This window comes from Edaphosphingomonas fennica (assembly GCF_003034225.1).
Taxonomy (GTDB): domain Bacteria; phylum Pseudomonadota; class Alphaproteobacteria; order Sphingomonadales; family Sphingomonadaceae; genus Sphingomonas_E; species Sphingomonas_E fennica.
On the sequence record NZ_PHHF01000030.1, the window covers coordinates 25,208 to 47,408 of the forward strand.

Genomic DNA, 22,201 nt, shown 5'->3' on the forward strand with positions numbered 1-22,201 from the left:
AGCGGGGCGAGGGGAAGTCGGCCTTAGGCCGACTTGCGCCCCCATTCCCGGTTGATGCCGAGCGCAGCCAGCGTGCACAGCGCGCCCGAGAGCAGATAGGCTCCGACCGCGATCAGCCCGAAATTGCTCGCGAGCAGCAGCGCGGCGAGCGGCGCGAAACCGGCGCCGATCAGCCATGCCGCCGTCGCCGTCGTGCCCGCGCCGGTATAGCGGTGCTTGGCCGAGAAGCTTCCGTTCACCGCGCCCGAGGATTGCCCGAACGCGAGCCCCAGCAGCAGGAAGCCCAGCATCATGTAGGTCCACTCGCCGCTATCGCCCTTGCCGAGCAGTTGCGGCGCGAACCCGCTGTAGACCGCGATGAGGGCGGCCGATACGCCGAGCACCGTGCGCCGCCCGATCCGATCCGCGATCACGCCGGACAGCATGACCGCGACGACGCCGACGACCGCGCCGACGATCTCGATGACGAGGAAGCGCGCGGGCGCCTCATCGTGAAGAATGACCCAGGAAAGCGGGAACACCGTGACGAGATGGAACAGCGCGAAGCTCGCGAGCGGCGCGAAGGCGCCGAGCACGACGGTCCGCCCTTCCTCGCGGAACATTTCCATGACGGGCGAGGGCTGAAGCTCCCGGTTCTCGTACAGGCGCTCGAAACCCGGCGTCGAAATCAGGCGCAGGCGGGCGAACAGCGCGACGACGTTGATCGCGAAGGCGACGAAGAAGGGATAGCGCCACCCCCAATCGAGGAAATCGGCCGGCGACAGCGTCGTCAGCAGGAAGGCGAAGACGGCCGCGGCCACGAGAAGCCCCAGCGGCGCTCCCAGCTGCGGGATCATCGCGAACCAGCCGCGGCGCTCGGACGGCGCGTTCAGAGACAAAAGCGAAGGAAGGCCGTCCCAGGTTCCGCCGGTTGCAAAACCCTGGCCGATGCGGAGCAGGCCCAGCATGAGAATGGCGAAAACCCCGGCCGACTGGTAGCTCGGCAGGAAGGCCATCGCCATCGTCGAGCCGCCGAGCAGGAAGAGCGCGATCGTCAGCTTGACGCCGCGCCCATGCTGCCGGTCGATCCATAGGAACAGGAACGCGCCGATCGGACGGGCGATGAACGCGAGCGCGAACATCGCAAAGGAATAGAGCGTCCCAGTCAACCGATCGACGAAGGGAAATATGACGCTCGGGAAGACCAGCACCGAGGCAATCGCATAGACGAAGAAGTCGAAGAATTCCGACGTCCGCCCAATAACGACACCGACCGCGATCTCACCCGGTTTGATGCGATGCTCGCGCGCATTTATCAGGCGCGCGTCGCGTTCCAGCGGAGTGGACGACGCCGGTTCCATGGTCGTGCTCACCATCCCCTGCTTCCCTCCTTCGACATCAAATTGTACTGTCCGTGAGCACTTTAGCACCAACGCATTGATTCGCGATCCTGTTTGATGGTGACCGATATGCGGCGGATAACAATTGACCTTCGTCAAAGTCGCGTGGGCCGCGGGAGGGCTATCGGGTCATATGCCTAGGCGAGAATCCCCCATCCGGCGCTGGATGCGCACATTGTTGGCCACGGGCGCGCTCGCGCTCCTGAGCGGCTGCGACATGGTCGTGATGAACCCCACGGGTGACATCGCGCTCCAGCAGCGCAACCTGATCCTCACCGCCGTCGGACTGATGCTGCTCATCATCGTGCCGGTGATGGTGCTGACCGTGCTGTTCGCCTGGCGGTATCGGCGCGGCAATCCCGACAAGGTCTACGATCCGACCTTCGACCACTCGACGACCCTCGAGCTCATCATCTGGTCGGGTCCGCTTCTCATCATCATCGCGCTGAGCCTCGTGACCTGGACGAGCACCCATCTGCTCGATCCCTTCCGGCCGCTCGAGCGGATCGCGCCGGGCCGGCCGGTGCCGGCGAACACGAAGCCGCTCGAGGTGCAGGTCGTGGCGCTCGACTGGAAATGGCTGTTCATCTATCCCGAACAAGGCGTCGCGTCGGTCAACGAGCTCGCCGTTCCCGTCGATGTGCCGGTCCATTTCTCGATCACCTCGACCAGCCAGTTCAACACCTTCTACGCCCCGACGCTCGCCGGCATGATCTACGCGATGCCGGGCATGAAGTCCGAGCTGAACGCGGTCCTCAACAAGCCCGGCGACAGCTGGGGCTATTCCGGCAACTATACCGGCCGCGGCTATTCCGACATGCGCTTCCAGTTGCGCGGAATGAGCCAGGCCGACTTCACGTCCTGGGTTGCGGGCGTCCGGAAAGGTGGCGGAACGCTCAATGCCGCCGACTATCTGAAGCTCGAGGTTCCGAGCGAGAAGGTGCCCGTGATCCGCTACGCGGCGGTGCAATCGCAGCTTTTCGACCGCGTCCTCAACCAGTGCGTCGCGCCCGGCAAGCCCTGCATGGTCGATGTCATGGCGCAGGACAGCGCGCGCTCGGCCGAGAGCCTGCGCCGTCTCGGCCACGCGCCCGCCGGCGACACCTCCATGCCCGCGCCGCGGCCATCCCCCGGCGACCCGCACAACCACCCCATGTCGTCTCCGGTTCGGCCGCTCGCTCCGAGCGCGTCCGCCACGACGAACCCATGATCAAGACCGCGAGACCAGCCCGATGACCAGCACCAGTCTCACCAAGACCATCTTCGGTCGCCTGACGTGGGAATCCTTCCCCATCCACGAGCCGATCCTGCTCGGCACCTTCATCGTCGTGGCCGTGCTTGGACTCGCGATCGTCGGGCTGATCACGCGCTATCGCCTCTGGGGCTATCTCTGGAAGGAGTGGTTCACCAGCGTCGACCACAAGAAGATCGGCATCATGTACATCGTGCTCGGCATCATCATGCTGCTGCGCGGCTTCTCCGACGCGATCATGATGCGGCTGCAGCAGGCAATGGCCTTCGGCGCGAACGAGGGCTACCTCAACGCTCACCATTACGACCAGATCTTCACCGCACACGGGACGATCATGATCTTCTTCGTGGCGATTCCGCTGGTCGTGGGTCTCGTGAACTTCGTCATGCCGCTGCAGATCGGCGCGCGCGACGTCGCCTTCCCCTTCCTCAACAATCTGAGTTTCTGGCTGACCGTGGCGGGCGCGGTGCTGTGCATGATCTCGCTCTTCGTCGGCGAGTTCGCGCGGACGGGCTGGCTGAGCTACGCGCCGCTTGCCGAGCTCGCCTATAGTCCGGACACAGGTGTCGACTATTACCTATGGTCGCTCCAGATAGCGGGCGTCGGTACGACGCTCTCGGCCATCAACATGGTCGCCACCATCATCAAGATGCGCGCACCGGGCATGTCGATGATGAAGATGCCGGTCTTCTGCTGGACCGCGCTCTGCTCGAACGTGCTGGCGATTGCCATCTTCCCCGCGCTCACGGCCGCCTTCTTCCTGTTGCTGCTCGACCGCTACGCCGGCACCAACTTCTTCACGAACGAGCTCGGCGGCGCGCCGATGATGTACTGGAACATGGTGTGGATCTGGGGCCATCCCGAGGTCTATGTCCTCGTGCTCCCGGCCTTCGGCATCTATTCCGAGATCACCGCGACCTTCTCGGGCAAGCCGCTCTTCGGCTATTCCTCGATGGTCTACGCGACCGTGGTCATCACGATCCTCTCCTATCTGGTCTGGCTCCATCACTTCTTCACGATGGGCGCGGGCCCCAGCGTCAACAGCTTCTTCGGCATCGCGACGATGGTCATCTCGATCCCGACCGGCGCCAAGATCTTCAACTGGCTCTTCACCATGTACCGGGGCGACATCAGGTTCGACCTGCCAATGCAATGGGTGGTGGCCTTCATGCTGACCTTCACGGTCGGCGGCATGACCGGCGTGCTGCTGGCGATCCCGCCTGCCGACTTCGTGCTCCACAACTCGCTGTTCCTCGTCGCCCACTTCCACAACACCATCATCGGCGGCGTCGTCTTCGGCCTGTTCGCCGGTATGGTCTACTGGTTCCCCAAGGCCTTCGGGTTCAAGCTCGACGAGTTCTGGGGCAAGGTCGCCTTCTGGGGCTGGGTGATCGGCTACTGGGTCGCCTGGACGCCGATCTACATCGTCGGCCTGATGGGCACGACGCGGCGCGTCCACCATTTCGACGATCCCTCGATCCAGCCCTACTTCATCGTCGCCGGCATCGGCGCGCTCATCATTCTCGTCGGCATCCTCGGCTTCGTGATGAGCATCGTCATGGGCATCGTGAAGCGCAAGCAACTCGCCGACACGACCGGCGATCCGTGGAACGGCCGGACCCTCGAATGGTCGACCTCCTCGCCGCCGCCCGCCTATAATTTCGCTTTCACGCCCGTCATTCACGACCTCGACGCCTGGTACGACATGAAGTCCAGGGGCTATGAACGGCCTGCGGGCGGCTTCCGGCCGGTCCACATGCCGCGCAACACCGGCGCTGGCGTGATCCTCTCCGCGCTCGCCCTTGCCATGGGCTTCGGGATGGTCTGGTACATGTGGTGGCTGGCGGCGCTCAGCTTTGCCGGCCTCCTCGTCGTCGCGATCGCACACACCTTCAACTACAACCGTGACTATTTCATCCCGGCCGAGGAGGTCGCAACCATAGAAAGCGGGCGCTCAGAGCTGCTTGCGGCGGGGGCCTGACATGAGCGACGCGATTACCGAAACAGCCGCAGCCGCGCCGGTCTGGCATGTGACCGAGGAGCATGCGCACGAGCATGGCGGCAGCGGTCCGACCATCCTCGGCTTCTGGATCTATCTGATGAGCGATGCGCTCATCTTCGCCTCGCTCTTCGCGATGTTCGGCGTCGTCAGCACGAGCTTTGCAGGCGGACCGCAGCCGCGCGACATCTTCGACCTGCCGCTGGTTGCGCTGAACACCGCCTTCCTCCTCGCCTCCTCGATCACCTTCGGCGCCGCGATCCCCCATATCGAGCAGGGACGCGTCGGCCCCACGCGGGCATGGCTCGCGATTACCGGGCTTCTCGGTGCGGCCTTCGTCGGCATCGAGCTCTACGAGTTCGCGCATCTCTTCGCCGAAGGCGCGACACCGCAGCGCAGCGCCTTTCTTTCGGCCTTCTATACTCTGGTCGGCACGCACGGCGCGCACGTCACCGTGGGCCTCATCTGGATCACCGTCATGCTCGTGCAGGTCGGCCAGCGCGGCCTCATTCCCGAGAACCGGCGCCGGCTGATGTGCCTCAGCATGTTCTGGCACTTCCTCGACATCATCTGGATCGGGGTCTTCACCTTCGTCTACCTGTTCGGAGTCATCCGGTGAGCAATCCCTCCCATCATACGGCCGCGCACCCCGAGCACACACAGGGATCGGCACACAACAGCCGCCACTTCTGGATCGGCTCGATCCTCGCGATCGTCCTGACGGCCGTACCCTTTTGGCTGGTGATGACCGGCGTGCTGCGGGACATGCAGACGACCGCCATCCTGATCTTCGCCCTGGCTCTGATCCAGATCGTCGTGCACGTGGTCTTCTTCCTCCATCTCGACACACGCTCCGAAGGCGGCTGGACCTTGCTCGCCTTCCTGTTCACGGCCGTCATCGTCGTGCTTACGATCGGCGGATCGATCTGGGTCATGTACCACCTCAACGCGAACATGATGCCGATGCCCGCGGATGGGGTCGCCCAGATGCATGACATGTCGGGCAACCACTGAGCGGCGCATGCGCGAAGCGCCCGGCGAAGGACCTCCCCCGCCGCGCCGGACCAGAGAGGCGCTGACCACCGGGCTGGCCATCTGCACGCTCATATTCCTGGCCCTCGGCATATGGCAGATCGAGCGCCGCGCCGGGAAGCTCGCCTTGATCGCGGCCGTCGATGCGCGTGTGCGCGCGCCCGCGACGCCCGCCCCAGGGCCGGACGGCTGGCCCCGGATCGCCGCGGCGGACGACGCCTATCGTCACGTCTCCGCCCACGGCGTCTTCGAGAATGATCGCGAGACGACGGTGCAGGCCGTCACCGAGCAAGGGCCTGGCTATTGGGTGCTGACGCCGCTCCGCACCGACGAGGGCTGGGCGGTGCTCGTCAACCGCGGGTTCGTTCCGCCCGAGAAACGCGACCGCACGGCGCGCCGCGAGGGGGAGCCCGAAGGACCCGTCACCGTCACAGGGCTTCTGCGGTTGAGCGAACCCAAGGGCGCGTTCCTGCGGCGCAACGACCCTGTGGGAGGGCGCTGGTATTCGCGCGACGTCGCCGAGATCGGGAAGGAGAGGGGGGTGCCACGCCTCGCACCCTATTTCATCGATGCCGCAGCGGGCGCGCCCGCCGGCCAGCCGATCGGCGGACTGACGATCGTCCGCTTCTACAATCATCACCTCGAATATGCCCTGACCTGGTTCGCGCTGGCGATCCTGTCGATCATCGGGATCGTCGTGGTGCGCCGCGCAGATCGCTGAGCGGCGGTCAGTCGCCCGGCCTCTCCACACTCTCGCCCTTCGCGCCGGGCACCGCCACCAGCTCGCCCTCGAGCCAGGCCAGGAACGAGCCGTCGGCGAACCGTCGCGGCGTGACGATGAAGGGCGCTGCCTGATCCTTCCTGCCGCCGCCTTTCGCGCCGTCGTCCGGGCAAAGCACGGCGTGCAAGACAAGGCGCTCGCCATTCTCGTGCTCGACGGCGATCTCGATGTCCTGACCCGGCCCCGCCGGCGACAGCGTCCGGCTGACGGTGCATTCGAGGCCGTGGGCATCGAGCTTGGCTTGCAACGCGATCAACGCCTGGAAGACATCCCGCTCGAAGCCGCTCGCGACCGGCATGAAATGCTGCCCGTTCAGGATGGGCTGCGCATAGCCGCGAAGCGCCCGGGCCTTGCCAAGTGGGTCGACCTCGCAGACGACGAGAACGAGATAGGGCCCCGGCACGTCGAAGCTGCCGAGGATTGCCTCTGCGACGACAAAGGGCTGGGCGTGCCCGAGCAATGCCGCCCGTCTTCCTGCACCCTGGGCGAACAACAAGACAGCGCCAGGCACGGCGGCGTCGCCCGCGGCCCCACGCTTGTCGAACAGGCGGTACGCAATCTCACCGTTCCAGTAAGGCGCGCTCCGCGTCCAGAGCACATCGGCCAGCGCTATGCCGGGCATGACCTCGAATTCTGCGGCGGAAGTCATGATGGCATCGAACCCGTCGGGAAGCGACGTGTCACCCCGGCGGGCGGGCGCTGGGATGCGATTGTGGCTCGCTGCCTCGAGCAGTTCCCAGAGCCGGCAGGCGAGGGCAGGGGCGTCCGCTTGGTCCGATGCGGGAGTGCCGGGGAGCGGTGGAAGGCCGGCATCCTCCGAAAGATCAAAGGAACGGCACGGCGCGACACGCGCAAGGGTCTCCTCGGTGGCCATCAGCGCCCGTTCCTCATTTGATATGGCGACACCAGCCTATGCGGCCGATGCGACCGGCGCGCGATCCAGCGTTTCCTGCACTGGGCGACCAAGACCTTCGACGTGCGACTGCCGGGGTTCCAATACCGCGAGATCCGCCACCAGAGCCAGGATTTCCCGGTTGGCCTCGACCCTCGCCCGCGCGAAGTCCGGAATGCGGCGGATGTCGAGATGGGTGAGGCCGAGGTGCAGAAGCTCGCGGTAGGCCATCCGCTCGGCGAGGCCGCTGCCGAGCCTGAACCCAGCCTGGAGTGCGAGCTTCTCCAGGGCCGTCTCGATCCGCTCCTGATTCTGGCTCGCGCCCTTGCGGGTGCGGTTCTGGACGACCACCCAATCGATCCCGGGCAATCCATTGCGGCTCCGGGCGTCGCGGATCTCGTTGAGGGCGGTCGCGAAACAGCCCGTTTCGACGACATCGAGCGACACGGGATGAAATCGCCCAAGCAGGTCAAGGTCGATGAAAGAGCTGTTCACCGGCGTGACCACGGTGTCCGCGATGGCGATGGCCCGCCTTGCGATCGGGGAATCATAGCCTGCCGCGTCGACCACCACCACGTCAGCGTTCCAGGCGACGCGGTTGATCTCCTGACAGAGCATTGATCCGCTCTGCACCTGGAGGACCTGCTGTTTTGGCAGAGGCAGACCGACGCCGAGCCGCCTGGCGGTCGCTTCGCGGTTCAGCAGCGCACGCGACAGGGTCTGCTGGCGTCTGTCCAGGTCGACGGCGGCAACCGATACACCTGCGTCCGCCAGCGCCACGCACAGATGAAAGGCGATCGTGGATTTGCCCACGCCGCCCTTTTCGTTCGCCAGCACGATGACCCGCGCGGGCGGTAGCGGGCGATGGACGACATCGGCAAGAACGACGTCCGGATGCTTGCCCTCGAGCGCGACGTTCCGCCGCCGTCCCACCTCTTCGATGATCGTTCGTGCATTCATCCGTTCGTGCTCCGCGGTCACTTTCGAGACCGCCTTACCCTGGGGATCGATAGCCTTCCGAGGCTCTACCGTGTGATCCCGCCCGGGCGCAAACCGAAGGGCGCGGGGCCGAAGCCCCACCGCCTCATTTGATCAGTTCGTTCAACTTGCGCGCGGCCACCTCGCGGCCACCCAGCCCCACAGCAAGCGCGAAGGCGATCGCCGCGCCGGCCACAATGGCGGTGAAGGCATAGTCGACGATCTGGCCACCGATGTGCATCTGCTTGAGGCCAATGAAGATGAAGAGGCCGATGGTCTCCAGCTCGGCTTGGCGCTTGACGAGTCTGTCCTTACGCCGTTCAAGCGCGCCAATCGCCTCGTTGAATGCTTGCCGATGGAGGGGCCGCTCGCCAAACCCTTGGGCTTCCTGATTATCCACGATGTCGAGCCGATCGAGATAGTAGGCGATCTCATCCTGGGTATGTGCGATGACGCGGGCGAGCCGTTCGGCCCCGGCAATGTTCTTGGCGCTGGCGACCGGCGCATCTTGGTGCCGTCGATCGGCACAATATTACCCCGCACCAAGCCCTGCTCCCGACAGAACGTGATGAAGGCTGCGCTCATCCTGACGATCGCCTCGGGGTTATCGTGGCGGAACGCGGCAATAGTGCGATAATCGGGTGTGAGGCGTCGCATGAGCCACATCGCATCGAGATCGCGCAGGCAAGCCCGTTCCAGATGCCTCGAGGAGCGCAGTTGGTTGAGATAACCCAAATATACAGACGCAGCATGTCGCCCGGATGATAGCCGGGGCGGCCAGTAGATGAGGCTATTGCTCGCCGAAATCCGAGTTCCGCCAGATCGAGGCTATGGACAAAGCCATCGACGATGCGAACCAGCGCATCTTCGCCAACATCATCGACACAGGCTGGGAGCAAACTTACCTGGTTCCTGTCATGCCCCTTGATAAAGCCGCTCATCGCCACATCCCCGATAGCACCGCCGCCGCCGTTTTAGGTGCTGCGGCCCTATCTGAACACCAACAGGCGTCAGTCCGTTCATCAGACGAGTCAGGAGGCCAAGTGACCATCGCCAGCCAGCTTTAGCACAACTTGGGGGCACGCTTTGCGTAACCCTGGAGCGAGCGTCGGTAGAACAGCGGGGCAGTCAACGGCGTAGAGTTGCGGGCCCTGCTCGGCCATCAGCTCCACATGTTCAACCGGCAACAGCCGTCCTAAATCGGCTATTTCGCATTCACGCACGACTTCCCGCGGGCGGCCATTGCTTAGAGGCATGGCGAGTGTGGATAACATTGGCTGACCGAGCTACCAGTCACCAGTGGATAATCTGTTTTCCGATCGCTCAATTCACGAGCAGGCATTGACCCGGGCCGATGTCGAGCGTCTGCTCGCGTCCCCGTCTCATCTCATCGACTGCGATCTCGAAGAGGCCGACCTCGCCAGACTGGACCTATCCCGCTGGACGTTCGAGCGATGCAATCTGCGCCGCGCCGACTTCACCGGCGCGAAGTTGGAGGGCACGGCCTGGCGGTCTTGCCGCGCCGCTTTCGCGCAATTCACCGGAGCCGACCTGAGCGACGCCACCTTCGTCGCCAGCGACTTCAATAATTGCGTCCTGCGCGAATCAACCCTTGCCGCCGCGAAATTCGAGCGATGCAAGCTGACGGGCGCGGACCTGTCGAACGCGAAAGCGCTCGATATCCGCTTTGATGAGACCCTGTTGATCCATGCCAAATTGCCGGGATTATCGTTCCGCAAGCAGACCTTAAAGAAGATCGACTTCGGGCAAGCCGATCTGCGCAGGTGCGACTTCCGCGCGACGATCTTCGAGAAGTGCAGTTTGCGCGATGCGGTCATGACGGGATCGCGTTTCGACGGCGCCGATCTGCGCGGGGCCGACCTGGGCGGCTTACGGCTTGTCGACGCCAGCCTGTTTCGCGGTGCGACGATCTCCCGCGAGCAGGCCGGCCAGCTTTTGAGCGAACTGGGACTCAATGTGCGTTGATGGGTCGGTCCTTCAGCGCTGTCGCGAGGGCCTCCGACAGCGGCGTGGTCGGCCGCCCGATGAGCCGGCTGAGCTGGCGGCTGTCATCGAACAGGCCGCCCTTGGCGATGCCGATGTCGGAGGCGATCATCCGTGCGGCGATCGGCTCCGGCAGGCCGCGCACCATGAGCGCCGCCCGGCATTCGTCCGCCGGCAGGTCGCGATAGGTGACGGTCTTGCCGGAAAGCCGGGTGATTTGCGCCGCGAGCTCGGCGAGAGTGAAGGCCGTATCGCCCGCAAGCTCATAGACTTGGCCTGCCTGATCGGCAGTGGCCGTCAGGATGGCCGCCGCCGCAGCGGCATAGTCGGCGCGCGCGGCGGCCGAGATGCGCCCGTCACCGGCGGCGCCGATAATCGATCCGCTATCGATCGCCATGCCAACGCTGCCCGTATAGTTTTCGAGATACCAGCCGTTGCGTAGCAGAACGTAGGGAACGGCGACCTCGGCCAATGCCGCCTCGGTCGCGACATGCTCCTCCCTCACCGCAAGCGGGGAGCGGTCGGAATGGAGCAGGCTGGTATAGGCCAGCAGCTTCACTTGCGCTTGCTTTGCCGCCGCGATCACCGCGCGGTGCTGCGGCACGCGCCGGCCCATCTCGTTCGACGAGATCAGCAGCAGCCGCTCGATCCCGGCAAGGGCGCTGTCGAGCGTCTCGGGCCGATCATAGTCGGCCTGCCGGACGGCGACGCCCTTCGCGGCAAGGTCCGCGGCCTTGTCGGGGCTGCGCGCCAGCGCCGTAATGTCGGATGCGGGGACCGTCTGCAAGAGCGTGTAGATGACGAGCCGGCCGAGCTTGCCGGTGGCGCCGGTGATTCCGATCATGATGCGGGTTCCTTCTGCGCTTCGTAAACGTGCGCCTTCGGAAAAGCACCAAAGGCAAGCAGGCAGGCGGCGATGCCGCTTACCGCGATCGTCAGCACCATCGGCAATGCCGTGCCGTCGGCGGTAAGCCCGACGATGAGCGAGGCGAGGGTTCCGGCGGCGAACTGGATCGTGCCCATCAGTGCTGCGGCCGTGCCCGAGATGGCGCCATAGGATTCGAGCGCCATCATGCTGTTCAGCGGCATCACGAAGGCGAGCGCGGTGATCGCCACGAACAGCAAGGCGGCCAGCGCCACGATGCCCGCGCCGCCGCCCAGTTCGAGCAGGGCGAGAAAGACCGCTGCCGCCGCATAAACGGCCAGTGCCGCGCGAACGATCGTCTGTGGGGCGAAGCGATGCATGAGACGAGGCGCGAGTTGCGCGCCGGCCGTCAGGCCGACGGCATTCATGGCGAAGATCAGGCTGTAGGCGGCCGGCGTCAGGCCGTGGACGGAGATGAACACGAAGGACGAGCCGGCGAGGTAAGCGAAGAAGCCCGCCTGTGCGACGGCCATCACACCGACATAGGCGATGTAGCGCGGGCTGACGATCAGATGCAGATAGTTGCGCGCCACGTCGGCCGGGCGGGTCGCCGTCCGCAGGGCAGGCGGCCGCGTCTCTGGCAGAACGGTGGCGACCAGTAGCGCGCAGCCAGCGCCGACGATCGCCAGCAGCACGAACAGGGCCGGCCAGGGTGCAAAGGCAAGGATGGCCGTTCCCAGCAGCGGCGCAATGACGGGCGCGACACTGAGCGCCATCATCATCAGCCCCATCAGGCGGGCAGCGGCATGGCCGGTGTAAAGGTCACGGATGATGGCCATGCTGATCGTCATGCCGACCGAGCCGCCAAGGCCCTGCGCGAAGCGCCAGGCGATCAACTGCTCGGGCGTCGCGGCGCTCGCGCAGCCGAGCGCGGCGGCGACGAACAGCGCGAGGCCCGCATAGATGGTCGGCTTGCGCCCGATCCTGTCGGAGAGCGGGCCGCAGAAGAGCTGGCCGATCATCAGGCCCGCGAAGAAGGTCATGAGGCTGAATTGAACAGAACCCTCGCCGGCGTGCAGATCGGCGGCGATCCGCGGCATGCCGGGAAGATACATGTCGATGGCCAATGGCGCGAGCGCGCCGAGGCCTCCGAGGATGGGTGCGATGCGTCTTGATGCTATGGGCTGCAATGCGAATGACCTTGCCGGATATCTTCCACTCCGCCCCGGATTTGCGCCGGCGGTTCGGAAACGGTAGCGTTTTGAAACCGCGATAGGAAACGATATCGTTCCGTAATGTCAAGAACCTCCTCGACCTTTCCCGATCATGCCGTTGCCAGGGCTGGACGACCTCCGGTCTATTCGGACAGCGAGCGGCGGCGGCGCATCCTTCAGGCCGCCGAGCAGGTATTCACAACCAGCGGCTATGGCGCTGCCACGATGGAGGACGTGGCGCGGACCGCCGGCATGTCGAAGAAGACGATCTACGCCTTCTATGCGGACAAGAGCCGGCTGTTGGCCGCGATTGTCGTCGTCGCCGACGATTGCCCCTGGGACGAGCGCGACGCTGTGCCGATCGCCGATCCATTGGCGGAGCTGCGCCGCCGCCTGACGGCGGTGATCGCGTTCGTGCTGTCGCCGCGCCAGGTCCGCCTGACGCGGCTTCTCATCTCGGAGGCGGAGCACGCGCCGGAACTGGCCGATGATTTCCATGAGCGCGTGATGGCGAAAGGGTATCGCTATCTGGTGGCCGCCGTGGAGCGCCTGAAGCTCGAACGTCCGCGCCCGAGTATCGGCGATGTCGAGCGCGTGACGGGAATGCTGTTAGGCGCGGCAATGGGCGACTTTCATCTGTGTGCCCTGTTTGGCAGGAAAGAGGGCCTCAGTCGCAAACGGATCGCCGCACAGATCGAACTGGCGCTGCGGACGTTCGGCTTCGTAGCCGAATAGCCTCGACTATCTTCAGCATCTGCCGGCACCCGGAATAATGATCGATTGGTCGGCGCGCTTCCTCACTCGTGGTCTGAGACGGGTGAAGGCTCAAACCGCACTCTCAGTCCTACCCTATCACATCACCCACGCCGCAAACGCCTTTGGGTTGATCAAGCTGCTCGCTGCGGTTTGATTTCACCCCGCGCTCTGGCATCACGCGCCGCCGGCCGGCTGAACTTGTTGACGGGTTTTGGCACAGCCTGGGTGGAAGCACTCGCTCGCTGGCCGCGCCGTCCCGATGGCCCGATCGCCCCTGACGATTTCATCGAAATCGCGGAAGTTGGCGGTTTCATCCAGCAGCTGGGGTTGTTCGTGCTTCGTCGAGCGTGCTCGGAAATGCGTGACTTTGCCGATTGCAAGCTGAGCGTGAACATCTCACCTGCGCAGTTCCGCCATCTCGGCTTTGAGACCGAGATCAAGCAGGTCCTTGAGGAAACGGGATTCCCCGCGCATCGGCTGCAGCTTGAAATCACCGAGAAGCATCTCATCGATCACCCCGATCGCGCCCGGCAGGCGATCGATACGCTAAGGGCTTTGGGCGTCAAATTCGCGCTCGACGACTTCGGAACCGGCTTCACCAGCATCGCCTACCTCCCATCCTATGGGTTCGACTGCATCAAGATCGACCGATCGCTGGTGAGCTCTCTCGGCACCGATCCCAAGGCACGGCTGCTGATCTCGGGCATGGTGCACATCGCCAATGCGCTCGATCTCCAGGTGATAGCCGAAGGCGTCGAAACCTCGGCACAGGCGACGCTACTGCGCGCCGCGGGTTGCCACGCGCTGCAGGGCTATCTGTTCGGCCGGCCAGCTCCCATCTCAGAGTTGAATCTTGACGGTCGGATGCTTGATGCCGCCTGATCGCTCTCGCACGCTCGGTTGACGACACGTGGGACGCTGACGCCTCCTCAGGTTGAAGCACGCAACGAGATTTGCGGACTAGATGTCCATATCAAGGGGAGCACACTCGTAGGTATGGGCGTGCAGATCCCAGCGCGCGATCTTCTCCAGCTCCTCAAACTCGCGGATCGCAAGTGCTATGGCTTCCTCCACATCCGCGGCTTCGAGGATCTCGATGCTTCTCTGGCAGCAATGGTGATCATGTCCGGTCGAATCCGGGATCTCGTTGAAGAAGCAGATTCGAAAGGCGGCCATCGTTCGTTCCTTCGCTTCCCCTGCTTATCCTTTGGGTCGGCGAGCGTCGCTACGTATGTCCCACATCCGTCGGCGGCCGCTTGCATCAAGAAACCGGCGCGTCGCGAGTGGCCAGAAATGGTGCTGGCTCAGGCGATAAGCCCGCGATCGTCGCAGACGACAAGCGCGCTGTCTTGGCGGGCCAGCGCCACCAGAGTCAGGCCGGCATCGGCCGCGCGCGCTACCGCGAGGCTGGTCGGGCAGAAACCGTCACGAGCATAGGGCAGCCCGCGCGGATGGTCTTCTCGACAAGCTCGTAACTGCATCGGGCCGTCAGCAGCATGAAGCCGGTATACGAAAGAAGCGCACGCCGCCCGGAGAGGCTGTCATGAGTTATGTCGACCTGATGAAAGCGCTTAGGCGCATTCTTCGCGATCATGAACCCATTCGTGAACCTCCCCATTTTTCTTGCGTTCACCGCAGGCTTCACGGTCTCCCAGCAGCGTGCCGTTGTCCTCAAGGTGACGGTCTTTTGCGGCAGGCCGGGCCCGTTCCTCCTCGACCGAATGGGCTGCATCGTGGCGGTCCTTGAGTCCGTCCAGCCGGGGATCCTCCGCGATAATGTCGGGATCTGATTCCGTATTGCTCATGGGGCAGGTCTAAAACCTGACGACAATCCTGATTCGACCGGTCGACCGGGAATCGCGCACAGGCGCGTTGAATTCGTCCGCTCTCCGGGGGCGGCGGGCGGTGCCGCCGGTGATCGTATCGACCAGCGCCTTGACGAAGAAGGCGGAGAATTTGCCGGTCATGGCATGGCTGCTTCCTGCGGTGGGGGAGGCAGTCTGTCCAGTTTGGCGAGGAAAAAGCGTTCGCTCCACAGATCGAGCGATTTGAGTTCGGCCGGGCGCAGGAAACGGCGCACGTCGTCAGCGGCCGCCTTCCAGTCGATCTTCGCGATCGTGCTCCCCAGCGCTTCGTTCAGCCACACCGTGTTGACGACGATGTGATCATCGCCCGCCCAGGGGCCGGCCTGGACAAGCGCCGTGCGCAGAAGCGGCAGATTGGGCGCTACGCCTTTGGCGACATACCAGGAGAAATCGAACCAGTCCCTGCCCTTGAGAAAGCCCCGGCAGAGGAGGGCATGGATCTTGAGCGCGAAATTGGACGGCAGATCCTGGTGGCGGACCTCGTGATCCGCTGGAAAATCGAGATAGGTCGATGCCTCGCCCGAGCCCGTGGGCGGGTTGACGTCTATCTCGAGCTTGATCCGGATCGTCTTCGGCTTGCCCGCTCCAGCGAAAGACAAGTCTAGCTGGCTCGCGATGGAATCGTTCTTGATCAGCGCCTGGCGGATCGCCGTGTCCATCTTCGTCCTGGGCAGCGCATCAAGCTTCAGCCCGAACTGGCCGAACACCTCGATCAGCGTCCTGAGATAGGGCGTCCAGTCGAACCCTGGATCAGGCTCCCGCAGCAGGAAGTCGAGATCCTCGGAGAAACGCGGCAGGCCATGGAGGATACGTAGGGACGTTCCACCCTGAAAGAGGGCGATGTCGAAGAAATCGCCGCGCCACAGCGCGTAGAGCGCGATCTCCTGGAGGATTTCCTTGACCGCGTTCTCTTCCTCGATCGCGTTGGCGGCATTATAGCGACGCAGCTTTTCTTGGATGATATCAATCATCTACCGACGGCCTCTTCCTCGCCAGCACGGCGCTCTCGAGCGCGGTGAGGAAGCCGTTCACCGCCTTGTGCTTGTAGACCGATTTCAGCTTGGCGAAATCCTTCCGTCGAAGCCCGAAGAGCATGTCCTCATCGATCCGCATGCCCTGGGTCAGCCACTCGAGGCCGGCCCACTCCTCCTTGCGCAGGGCAACGAGGTCCAACAATGCCCGCAGCGGCTGTGCGACGAAGGCCGTGAGCTTGCCCATCTGCACGCGATCAACGCCGGTCAGAAATCGGTAGTCCGCGATGGCGAGCGGATGGAAGCTAAACGCGCCGAAGTCCGGCGTTTCGAAGCGGAGCGTCTTGCGGCCGGGAGACACGCTCGCGGTCACGAAGACCGCTTCGGGGATCCAGCCATGATGGGCGAGCGCGCTTTCGAAAGAGACGTAGCTACCCGGCACCAGACCTTGCGCAATAGTGAAGGGATGGACAGTTTCGCTACGATAGCGCTTGCCTAGCACATAAGTCCCGCGCTTCATGCGAAGCAGGGAACCATCCTTGAGCGCACGGTTGACCAGACCGTAGCGCCGCGCGTCACCGCCCCCCAGCAGGTCGCCGATCTGGCGCTCGCTGAGGATATGATCGGCCAGACCCGCTGCCGTGACCTGCTGCGCCAACGATGACATGAAATTCCTGATACTTCCAATTTATGAAAGTTTCCAGAATTTTCTAATTGCTAGGCTCCGAGCGTGATCGCGTCAGGTGGCCAGTGCAAGCGCGTAGCCCGACAGTCGCGAAAACTCCCGCGCAACCGCTCAGACTTTCCCGACGGCAATGCTCATTTCCTCGACAAACTCCAGTTGCAGAACTGGGCTGACTTCCGAGAACAAGGAGAACGCGGGCGCACTGAAATCGGTCGCGCTGCTAGGATCAACAATCAGGTCGGCGAATTCGTGCGCGGAGACATTCGCGCCATGGGAGCGTTTACCGTCGCCAACACCAAGCTTGCCAGCGTTGCCATTTGATAGGTAGCATTATCCGGTCGCTCGCTTAGGCGGCGGTGATCAAGAACGATCTACGCCGCGCCGTCTGTGACGCATCGAGCAAGACGCGCGAAAAACCGCCCTCCCCACGCGATTTTCTCACTTACCATAATGAGAGGTTATGGTAAGTATAGGCGCGAAAGGGGAAGGGGTGATGGCGCTGCGTTCAGGCTGGCGACGACTAGGTACGTGGGTGATACCAAACGCCGAGAAGACGTTGAAATCGGTGATTGTGATCGGCGCCTACCTTATTGGGATTTTTGGTCTGATCGTGGGGCCGCTCAGTTTGCTCACTGCAATCGCGAAGCATGCCGGCACGACCGACGGAAGAATCGTTCACCTGACGCCCCTAGGCGACTGGCTGGTCGCGGCGTTGATGGGTGCGACATTCCTTTGGTCGATCACTGTTGGCGGCTTCGCCAAGGCCTGCCTGACGCGGCAACACCTGCAGCTGATGTGGCTTTTCCTTTTCGGACTGGGGCTGCTGGCCGGGCTTTCGATGATGTTCGATCAAATGCGCGGCGCCATGGCAGCTTTTGCGGCTGACCAGCATGGTGACAACCCGAAGTTCGCCGGCTTCATCGCGTTCTGGATTTTGATGGTCGGCTATGCCGGCAAAGCGGTCTGGGACGAGCCACGCGATCGGGTCGGAAAATGGCTTGAGCCAATCTGCGAAAGGATGGTCTCGGCTTTCGGCTCTCCGCACAAAGAAACCTCAGCCGATGAGTGAGATCGTTATCCACCGCCAGGATGCCGGCAACCTCCCCCGGAGGCGACGCGGCTCGGCCGAACCGACCGACACACGCTTGCTTCGAACCATCGCGGCCTCCCTCCCCTCCGATTACCCGCCGGTCAGTCAGCTGGAGGTCGAGACGGCGCTGGAGGCTATGGCCGACGCGACCAAGGCGGCGATCGCGGCCGACCTCGATTGCTACATTGATTGGTCGCGCCGTGATCAGCGGCCACCGCTGCCCGCCACCCCGGAGGGTCTCGTGCTGTATCTTCGTCACCTCGAGGCGGAGGGGAAGAAGCCCGCCACCCTCTCGCGACGTATGGCGAGCATGGCGAACATCCACCGTCTGATCGGTCACAGCGACAAAGACGATCTGCCAACCGATCATCCGATGGTCCGCAATGCCTTGCGGGCCAATCGGCGCCGCAAAGGCGCCGTGCAGAAACAGGCCGCCCCGTTGCGTTTCGGCGGCCCACTGAACGACGACGTGAAGGGTTTCACTATCACCGCGCTGCTCGACGCCTGTGGCGGCGACCTGCAAGGGCTAAGGGACGCGGCGCTGCTCTCACTCGGGTACGACGCAGGGCTTCGGGTCAGCGAACTCACCAGGGTTGAAGTGGAGCATATCGATCTTCAGGAAGACGGTTCGGCCACCCTTTTCATCCCCTTCTCCAAGACCGATCAGGAACAGGAAGGCGCCTGGGCGTGGCTGTCGGTCGAGACGATGAGACGGGTTGCCGCATGGCAGGACGCAAGTTCCATCAAGCAAGGACTGATGTTCCGCAGAGTGGGCGTGGATCGCCGGCGTGCTCGTCAGTCAGATCCCGAAATGGAGTTGGCGCGAACGATCTATACGATCGGCAAGACTGCTCTCACCCGGCAAGGCGTCAATGGGATCTATCGGCGCGTAGCGCTGGCCGCCTACGAAATGGGCCTCGTCATTTTGCCCGCCGGAAAGCTGCGCGATGCCGTCCAGGCCCTATCCACCCATTCGCTCCGCGTTGGCCTGACCCAGGATCTTTTCGCTGCGGGCGAGGATGGCGCCGGCATCGCGCAGGCGCTGCGCTGGAGCTCTCCGACAACCGCGTTGCGCTATGGCCGTAAGCTCGCCGTTCGCAGCAACGTCGCAGCGCGTGTCCTTTCGCGGGTGCGCCGCTGACCCGGGCGGTTAGGTATGGCGGCTTATTCGATCGACGCGATGACGCCCGGATCGGCCTGCGCGCGAAACTCGCTCGGCGTCATCCCGGTCCAGCGCTTGAATGCCATGTTGAAGGCTGGTGCTCCTGAATATTCGAGCCAGTATCGTGGCGAGCGGGCGGCTACTCAGCCCTCTCAGATGCCCCACCAGTGTCGCCGAACTGGCGGTCGATTTGTGAGCGGGCTCACATGTTGGTTTGCTCGGGCGGAATCCCACTCGGCAAATCGGCCGCATCGCACGGGTCCGCGCTGAGGGTCAGATCCGCGCCGAGCCCGTAGCAGGTCATCGATATCGAGCCCATCGCATAGCCTCGCAGCAGCGGACTGATCCCGATATCTTCCGCAGCCGCCAATCCCGCCAGATACAGGAGCGGAATGAAATGGTCCGGAGTGGGAACGGCCATGCCGTAGTCGGGATGATCCGCGACGCGCAGGATGTCACCCGGGTCGCGCGCGAGTTGATCGACCACGGCATCGTCGAAACGTTCAGCCCAATCGAAGGCCGCGTCGGGGCGCTGCCATTGAACCTTCCCCAGGTTGTGGACGACATTGCCGCTGGCGACGATCATGACGCCCTTCTCGCGCAGCGGCGCGAGACGGGCCGCAAGATCGAGGTGGTAGTCGAGGGGCTTCAAAGCGTTGATAGAAAGCTGCACCACGGGCACATCGGCTTGCGGGTAAAGATGTGCCAAAACCGACCAGGCGCCGTGATCCAGTCCCCATTGATCACGATCCAGCCCGACCCAATGGGGTTTCACAACCTCTACGATTTCCTGAGCAACGTCCGGCGCACCGGCCGCTGGATAGTCAAACGCGAAAAGCTCCGGCGGAAAACCATAGAAATCGTGGATCGTCCGCGGCTTCTGCATGGCCGTCACGGCCGTCGCGCCAAAGAACCAGTGCGCCGATACGACGAGCACCGCACGCGGTCGCGGAAGGTGCTGGCCCATCTCGCGCCACGCGCGGGTGTAGCCGTTGTCCTCCAGCGTGTTCATCGGACTGCCGTGACCGATGAATAACGCCGGCATGCGGGAAATCTTGCTGTCCATATCAATCTCCCGGCGTGCACACTGTTACGTCAGGGTGCGCATCGAGCCACCCCGGACTTCCTGCCGCGTTCCGGAGCCTAGCGGGTCAATGCCTCGGCTGGCACCGAAATCTCGACCGCGAGGCCTTGGCGCAACCAGTCGTACCGCATCGTGCCGCGAAGCTGGTGCTCGATCGTCCGCTTCATCAGCGTGCTGCCAAAGCCTGACCTTTCGGGGGATCCGTCGAGCGGAGGGCCGCCCGTCTCGCGCTAGACCAGCTCCAGCCGATCATCAGCTATAGACCAGGCAATGGAAACGCTACCCTCTGCCTTGCTCAGGGCGCCATATTTGGCGGCGTTCGTCGCCAGTTCATGAATGAGGAGCGCGATGCCGTTGATGGCATGATCGCCGCACCGCACATCCGGGCCGCAGATACGGAAGCGCGGTGTTCTCTCCGCGGCGGCGCCTTCATGGACCGCGACAATCGATTCAACCAGCTCACATAGGTTTGTCGAGCGTTCCGAATCCATCGAACGAACGCGCCGCTGCAAAAAGCCATGCGCCATCGCGAGCGCGCGAACGCGGCCCGACAGCGCTTCAGCGATCTCGTCCGGACTATCGGCGCTGCGCGGGGTCATACGGATCATGCCGTCGGTCATCGCGAAAAGGTTCTTCACTATTCATCGTCTGGTCGGAGATATTGTCATGGTTATAAGAGAGTTGGCAGCCATCAACCTTCGGTGGGCTTTAAACCTTGCTGAGGAGCGTTATAGAGAAGAGAGGCTCGGCCCCCCTTTAGTTCGGGCCTCCACTCCCGATGGTGCCTCGGCGCCGTCGGGAGACCATTCTCCAAACGTGATGCCCAAGCCGCCAGCTCCCAGAGGGTTCTGGCGGTTGCTCTTCGGCCGCAGACCAAAAGACTAGCCGTGCCCCCTCACCCGTCGCGCGAAACTCTCTCGGCCCGCTCGTGCTGCTCCTGGGCATCGACCGTCATCGTCGCGATCGGTCGCGCCTCGAGCCGCCGCAGCGAGATCGGCTCTCCCGTCACCGTGCAATAGCCGTAGTCGCCCTCGTCGATCCGGCGCAGCGCGGCATCGATCTTGGCGATGACCTTGCGTTGACGATCACGGGCGCGCAGTTCGATCGACCACCCAGCCTCACTCGTCGCGCGGTCGTTCTGATCGGGCTTGCGCAGTTCCTCCATCTGCAGGACGTTCAGTGTCGTCTCGGCCTCGCTCAAGATCTGCGCCTTCCAGGCCAGCAAACGCTGCCGGAAATATTCCAACTGCATTGGACACATGAATTCTTCGTCGTCCGACGGGCGATAATCCATCGGCAGCTCGATACTCGTACTCGCCATTACCTAACCCTCACGCGCCTTTCCTCGTTTCCTCTCCGCGCCCTTATGTTGGGCGTAGCGAACACCCCCCTGGCCTTTCGCTGCCTTTATATAGCGGATCGCGTCCTGGACGGTGTTGAATTTCTCGGCGTCCTCATCCGGAATCTCGACACCGAATTCATCCTCGATCGCCATGACCAGCTCGACGACGTCGAGGCTATCCACTCCAAAATCATCGATGAAATTTGCTTGAGGCGTCACCTTGTCAGGATAGACGCCCAAATGTTCAACGGTGATTTTCTGTACCTGTTCGCCGATGTCGCTCATCGCCCCGTCCCGCCCGAAATGGCCACCTCCACACAGGAACGGGGCAGGCCTTCTTCGTCCCCATCCTGGCCCTATACCCGGTATATTGAGCGAAGAATCGGCTCGCTCACAAGCAATTCGCGAAGTTAAGCGAAACTCAAACGCTTGCCCCGTAAAAGCTGCGGTGAGCATCACCGGAGCGGTATGACATGAGTCAAAGTCTCAGGGCGTTCGTTCTTGCCGCCACACTTGGGCTGCCGCTCTGGTCCGCCACATCCTGGGTAGGTACGCGCCCGGAACCCTGGGACAATCCGCTCTTCTGGTCGGTGGCCTATCCAATCTCGCTTCTCGCGTCTCTTGGCCTGGGCATCCTGTTTCCCGACCGGCCATGGCGCTGGGCGGCAGTCCTGATCTTTGCACAATTGCCCATCGTGCTGCTTTCCGGCTCCGACCTTAGTCTCCTCCCGCTGGGCCTCGTCGGGCTCGCCGGCCTGACCGTGCCGGCGGCGTTTGTTGCGACGATCGGCGCCGGAGGGCGCCGCTGGATCGCGAGGTGATCAGACTTCAAGCGCGCCACGCCGATATC

29 protein-coding genes and 2 pseudogenes are annotated in these 22,201 nt (G+C 63.5%); 13 read left to right on the top strand and 18 right to left on the bottom strand.

The window, feature by feature from the left end; genetic code table 11:
• Window positions 1-23: 23 nt before the first annotated feature.
• Window positions 24-1,340, bottom strand: a complete 1,317-nt coding sequence (locus CV103_RS07045; protein ID WP_425443834.1) for an MFS transporter — start codon at window positions 1,338-1,340, stop codon at window positions 24-26.
• 205 nt (window positions 1,341-1,545) lie between these two features.
• Here CV103_RS07045 and cyoA point away from each other — a divergent pair, with 205 nt between their 5' ends.
• The 5 genes from cyoA to CV103_RS07070 are packed head-to-tail and all read left to right on the top strand — an operon-like array spanning window position 1,546 to window position 6,383.
• Window positions 1,546-2,589 carry a ubiquinol oxidase subunit II gene (gene cyoA / locus CV103_RS07050; protein ID WP_107394454.1) on the top strand — a complete coding sequence of 348 codons (1,044 nt, stop codon included), beginning with the start codon at window positions 1,546-1,548 and terminating at the stop codon, window positions 2,587-2,589.
• A 22-nt stretch (window positions 2,590-2,611) separates the two neighbouring features.
• Window positions 2,612-4,612 (top strand): cytochrome o ubiquinol oxidase subunit I, encoded by a 2,001-nt coding sequence (gene cyoB, locus CV103_RS07055; protein WP_107394455.1) that lies wholly within the window; start codon window positions 2,612-2,614, stop codon window positions 4,610-4,612.
• Window position 4,613: 1 nt separating this feature from the next.
• Window positions 4,614-5,249 carry a cytochrome o ubiquinol oxidase subunit III gene (gene cyoC, locus CV103_RS07060; RefSeq protein WP_107394456.1) on the top strand — a complete coding sequence of 212 codons (636 nt, stop codon included), beginning with the start codon at window positions 4,614-4,616 and terminating at the stop codon, window positions 5,247-5,249.
• The gene (gene cyoD / locus CV103_RS07065; protein ID WP_146163393.1) at window positions 5,246-5,644 is read left to right on the top strand and encodes a cytochrome o ubiquinol oxidase subunit IV; all 399 of its coding nucleotides are present in this window, start codon (window positions 5,246-5,248) and stop codon (window positions 5,642-5,644) included. The genes cyoC and cyoD overlap by 4 nt, the downstream gene beginning before the upstream one ends.
• Before the next feature lie 7 nt (window positions 5,645-5,651).
• Window positions 5,652-6,383 (top strand): SURF1 family protein, encoded by a 732-nt coding sequence (locus tag CV103_RS07070; protein ID WP_107394458.1) that lies wholly within the window; start codon window positions 5,652-5,654, stop codon window positions 6,381-6,383.
• Between the two features lie 7 nt (window positions 6,384-6,390).
• On the opposite strand, the gene CV103_RS07075 is transcribed toward CV103_RS07070, so the two are convergent.
• From CV103_RS07075 to CV103_RS23205, 4 genes and pseudogenes are all read right to left on the bottom strand, one after another.
• Window positions 6,391-7,317 (bottom strand): hypothetical protein, encoded by a 927-nt coding sequence (locus CV103_RS07075; RefSeq protein ID WP_107394459.1) that lies wholly within the window; start codon window positions 7,315-7,317, stop codon window positions 6,391-6,393.
• A gap of 36 nt (window positions 7,318-7,353) precedes the next feature.
• Window positions 7,354-8,316 carry a division plane positioning ATPase MipZ gene (locus CV103_RS07080; protein ID WP_245896703.1) on the bottom strand — a complete coding sequence of 321 codons (963 nt, stop codon included), beginning with the start codon at window positions 8,314-8,316 and terminating at the stop codon, window positions 7,354-7,356.
• Window positions 8,317-8,419: 103 nt separating this feature from the next.
• The gene (locus CV103_RS22810) at window positions 8,420-8,713 is read right to left on the bottom strand and encodes a hypothetical protein (protein WP_245896705.1); all 294 of its coding nucleotides are present in this window, start codon (window positions 8,711-8,713) and stop codon (window positions 8,420-8,422) included.
• Window positions 8,714-8,934: 221 nt separating this feature from the next.
• Window positions 8,935-9,048: pseudogene (locus tag CV103_RS23205) on the bottom strand (transposase); the annotation flags it as partial.
• Between the two features lie 95 nt (window positions 9,049-9,143).
• On the opposite strand from CV103_RS23205, the gene CV103_RS22370 reads away from it, so the two are divergent.
• Window positions 9,144-9,380: a hypothetical protein gene (locus CV103_RS22370; RefSeq protein WP_170112577.1), complete on the top strand. Its 237-nt coding sequence runs from the start codon at window positions 9,144-9,146 to the stop codon at window positions 9,378-9,380.
• Between the two features lie 232 nt (window positions 9,381-9,612).
• On the top strand, window positions 9,613-10,299 hold the full coding sequence (locus tag CV103_RS07090) for a pentapeptide repeat-containing protein (protein ID WP_107394460.1): 687 nt from the start codon (window positions 9,613-9,615) through the stop codon (window positions 10,297-10,299).
• On the opposite strand, the gene CV103_RS07095 is transcribed toward CV103_RS07090, so the two are convergent.
• Both CV103_RS07095 and CV103_RS07100 read right to left on the bottom strand, forming a co-directional pair.
• Window positions 10,286-11,161 carry an SDR family oxidoreductase gene (locus CV103_RS07095; RefSeq protein ID WP_107394461.1) on the bottom strand — a complete coding sequence of 292 codons (876 nt, stop codon included), beginning with the start codon at window positions 11,159-11,161 and terminating at the stop codon, window positions 10,286-10,288. The two genes, CV103_RS07090 and CV103_RS07095, sit on opposite strands and share 14 nt — an antisense overlap.
• A complete protein-coding gene (locus CV103_RS07100) occupies window positions 11,158-12,372 on the bottom strand; it encodes a multidrug effflux MFS transporter (protein ID WP_107394462.1) in 1,215 nt (404 codons plus the stop codon). The genes CV103_RS07095 and CV103_RS07100 overlap by 4 nt, the downstream gene beginning before the upstream one ends.
• 105 nt (window positions 12,373-12,477) lie before the next feature.
• Here CV103_RS07100 and CV103_RS07105 point away from each other — a divergent pair, with 105 nt between their 5' ends.
• Together CV103_RS07105 and CV103_RS07110 are read left to right on the top strand one after the other, a co-directional pair.
• Window positions 12,478-13,131 (top strand): TetR/AcrR family transcriptional regulator, encoded by a 654-nt coding sequence (locus CV103_RS07105; protein ID WP_107394463.1) that lies wholly within the window; start codon window positions 12,478-12,480, stop codon window positions 13,129-13,131.
• Between the two features lie 246 nt (window positions 13,132-13,377).
• Window positions 13,378-14,034, top strand: coding sequence for an EAL domain-containing protein (locus tag CV103_RS07110; protein WP_211314366.1), 657 nt, complete (start codon window positions 13,378-13,380; stop codon window positions 14,032-14,034).
• Window positions 14,035-14,112: 78 nt separating this feature from the next.
• Here CV103_RS07110 and CV103_RS07115 read toward each other — a convergent pair whose 3' ends face one another.
• The 7 genes from CV103_RS07115 to CV103_RS07140 all read right to left on the bottom strand — a co-directional run bounded on the left by CV103_RS07115 (window position 14,113) and on the right by CV103_RS07140 (window position 16,655).
• Entirely contained in the window at window positions 14,113-14,328 is a 216-nt protein-coding gene (locus CV103_RS07115; protein WP_107394465.1) for a hypothetical protein, read from the bottom strand.
• A 128-nt stretch (window positions 14,329-14,456) separates the two neighbouring features.
• Window positions 14,457-14,633, bottom strand: coding sequence for a hypothetical protein (locus tag CV103_RS07120; RefSeq protein WP_245896706.1), 177 nt, complete (start codon window positions 14,631-14,633; stop codon window positions 14,457-14,459).
• Entirely contained in the window at window positions 14,549-14,770 is a 222-nt protein-coding gene (locus tag CV103_RS23210) for a formate dehydrogenase accessory sulfurtransferase FdhD (RefSeq protein WP_425443835.1), read from the bottom strand. Before CV103_RS23210 ends, CV103_RS07120 begins: the two co-directional genes overlap by 85 nt.
• Window positions 14,724-14,957 (bottom strand): hypothetical protein, encoded by a 234-nt coding sequence (locus CV103_RS22635; RefSeq protein ID WP_211314367.1) that lies wholly within the window; start codon window positions 14,955-14,957, stop codon window positions 14,724-14,726. Before CV103_RS22635 ends, CV103_RS23210 begins: the two co-directional genes overlap by 47 nt.
• A 9-nt stretch (window positions 14,958-14,966) precedes the next feature.
• Window positions 14,967-15,119 carry a hypothetical protein gene (locus CV103_RS22375; RefSeq protein ID WP_170112580.1) on the bottom strand — a complete coding sequence of 51 codons (153 nt, stop codon included), beginning with the start codon at window positions 15,117-15,119 and terminating at the stop codon, window positions 14,967-14,969.
• Complete coding sequence (locus CV103_RS07135; RefSeq protein ID WP_107394466.1) at window positions 15,116-15,988, bottom strand: nucleotidyl transferase AbiEii/AbiGii toxin family protein; 873 nt, start codon at window positions 15,986-15,988, stop codon at window positions 15,116-15,118. Before CV103_RS07135 ends, CV103_RS22375 begins: the two co-directional genes overlap by 4 nt.
• Complete coding sequence (locus CV103_RS07140; RefSeq protein ID WP_107394467.1) at window positions 15,981-16,655, bottom strand: type IV toxin-antitoxin system AbiEi family antitoxin domain-containing protein; 675 nt, start codon at window positions 16,653-16,655, stop codon at window positions 15,981-15,983. Before CV103_RS07140 ends, CV103_RS07135 begins: the two co-directional genes overlap by 8 nt.
• Window positions 16,656-16,718: 63 nt before the next feature.
• Between CV103_RS07140 and CV103_RS22640 the strand changes: the two genes are divergently transcribed.
• The 3 genes from CV103_RS22640 (at window position 16,719) to CV103_RS07155 (ending at window position 18,904) form a co-directional block, all read left to right on the top strand.
• Window positions 16,719-16,994 (top strand): hypothetical protein, encoded by a 276-nt coding sequence (locus tag CV103_RS22640; protein ID WP_211314368.1) that lies wholly within the window; start codon window positions 16,719-16,721, stop codon window positions 16,992-16,994.
• 172 nt (window positions 16,995-17,166) lie between these two features.
• Window positions 17,167-17,742, top strand: a complete 576-nt coding sequence (locus CV103_RS07150; RefSeq protein WP_146163395.1) for a hypothetical protein — start codon at window positions 17,167-17,169, stop codon at window positions 17,740-17,742.
• Window positions 17,735-18,904 carry a tyrosine-type recombinase/integrase gene (locus tag CV103_RS07155; protein WP_107394469.1) on the top strand — a complete coding sequence of 390 codons (1,170 nt, stop codon included), beginning with the start codon at window positions 17,735-17,737 and terminating at the stop codon, window positions 18,902-18,904. Before CV103_RS07150 ends, CV103_RS07155 begins: the two co-directional genes overlap by 8 nt.
• Window positions 18,905-19,127: 223 nt before the next feature.
• Here CV103_RS07155 and ygiD read toward each other — a convergent pair whose 3' ends face one another.
• The 4 genes and pseudogenes from ygiD to CV103_RS07175 form a co-directional block, all read right to left on the bottom strand.
• On the bottom strand, window positions 19,128-19,991 hold the full coding sequence (gene ygiD, locus CV103_RS07160; RefSeq protein WP_245896708.1) for a 4,5-DOPA-extradiol-dioxygenase: 864 nt from the start codon (window positions 19,989-19,991) through the stop codon (window positions 19,128-19,130).
• 248 nt (window positions 19,992-20,239) lie between these two features.
• Complete coding sequence (locus tag CV103_RS07165; RefSeq protein WP_107394470.1) at window positions 20,240-20,647, bottom strand: sensor histidine kinase; 408 nt, start codon at window positions 20,645-20,647, stop codon at window positions 20,240-20,242.
• A 257-nt stretch (window positions 20,648-20,904) separates the two neighbouring features.
• Window positions 20,905-21,303: an RNA polymerase-binding protein DksA gene (gene dksA, locus CV103_RS07170; RefSeq protein WP_342749155.1), complete on the bottom strand. Its 399-nt coding sequence runs from the start codon at window positions 21,301-21,303 to the stop codon at window positions 20,905-20,907.
• A 99-nt stretch (window positions 21,304-21,402) separates the two neighbouring features.
• Window positions 21,403-21,636 (bottom strand): annotated as a pseudogene (locus CV103_RS07175) (acyl carrier protein); the annotation flags it as partial.
• 188 nt (window positions 21,637-21,824) lie between these two features.
• Between CV103_RS07175 and CV103_RS07180 the strand changes: the two are divergent.
• Entirely contained in the window at window positions 21,825-22,172 is a 348-nt protein-coding gene (locus tag CV103_RS07180) for a hypothetical protein (protein ID WP_107394472.1), read from the top strand.
• The last annotated feature ends 29 nt before the right edge of the window (window positions 22,173-22,201 follow it).